Below are 1,066 nucleotides of genomic sequence, written 5' to 3'. Positions count from 1 at the left end.
CGTACTGGCCGTCCTGGCAGGCGGACAGCGCCAGGAGGAGGGCCAGACCGAGCGTCGTCGTCTTCAGCATGTCGGCCTCGCTGGGGTGGGCGCACGAGCCTGGGCCCGAAGGGTTGATGCCAGGTTGTCGTGGCCGTGGTTCGGCGGAATCGGGCCCCTCATGGGACTGGTTCCCCGGCACCGGGATGGCTCCGTCGCGCGGAAAGGCCTTCGAGGAGCAGCAGGACGACGCCGGCGGAAATCCAGGTGTCGGCCAGGTTGAAGGTGAACCAGCGAATGCCGCCGGTGTGCAGGTCGAGGAAGTCGGTGACGGCGCCGTCGATGAGCCGGTCGAGGAAGTTTCCAGCCGCCCCGCCGGCGATCGCGGCGAGCCCGAGACGTTCGAGCGTGCCCGTCGTAGCCAGCGCCCAGGCAATGACGAGGCAGGTGAGCGTACCCTGGAGGGCGAGGAGCAGCGCGAGGGAGGACGGATCGTGCGCCGCGAACAGGCTGAAGCTGATGCCCCGGTTGAACGACAGGCTCAGGTCGACGAAGGGCACGAAGCCCCGGGGCACGCCCTCGGTCAGCCACGCCTCGGCCACCGCCTTCGCGCCGAGGTCGATGGCCGTGGAGGCGAGGATGACCACGGCCACGGTCGCCATGCGGCCGGCCCAGCCTGACGAAGAGCTCATCAGGCCCTCAGAAGACGCAGCGCGTTGGCCGTCACCAGGACGGTCGCGCCGGTGTCGGCCAGGATGGCGGGCCAGAGGCCGGTGATGCCGGCGATGGTCGTCACCAGGAACACCGCCTTCAGGCCGAGCGCGATGGCGACGTTCTGGCGGATGTTGCCCAGGGTCGCCCGGGACAGCGAGACCAGCGCGGCCACGTCGCCGACGCGGTCGTTCAGCACCGCCGCGTCCGCCGTCTCCAGGGCCGCGTCGGTGCCGCCGCCCATCGCGATGCCGACGCTGGCGGCGGCCAAGGCCGGGGCGTCGTTGATGCCGTCGCCGACCATGGCGACCGGGCCCCTCTCCTTCAGGGCCGCGATCTCGGCGAGCTTGTCCTGGGGCAGGAGCTCGGCCTTCAC

The 1,066-nt window shown here is 71.2% G+C and carries 2 protein-coding genes; both read right to left on the bottom strand.

All coding sequences use genetic code 11. The features are described from left to right. Window positions 1–158: 158 nt before the first annotated feature. Window positions 159–671, bottom strand: coding sequence for a signal peptidase II (lspA, locus tag AX737_RS27850; RefSeq protein WP_009864915.1), 513 nt, complete (start codon window positions 669–671; stop codon window positions 159–161). Then, a partial coding sequence (locus AX737_RS27845; protein ID WP_156454002.1) for an HAD-IC family P-type ATPase occupies window positions 671–1,066 on the bottom strand: 396 nt, incomplete at its 5' end. The genes lspA and AX737_RS27845, both read right to left, overlap by 1 nt.

The organism is Methylobacterium sp. CCH5-D2, assembly GCF_001556475.1.
Classification (GTDB): Bacteria; Pseudomonadota; Alphaproteobacteria; order Rhizobiales; family Beijerinckiaceae; genus Methylobacterium; species Methylobacterium hispanicum.
The sequence above is the reverse complement of the archived record's forward strand: the minus strand, read 5'-3'. Positions and strand labels throughout refer to the sequence as shown.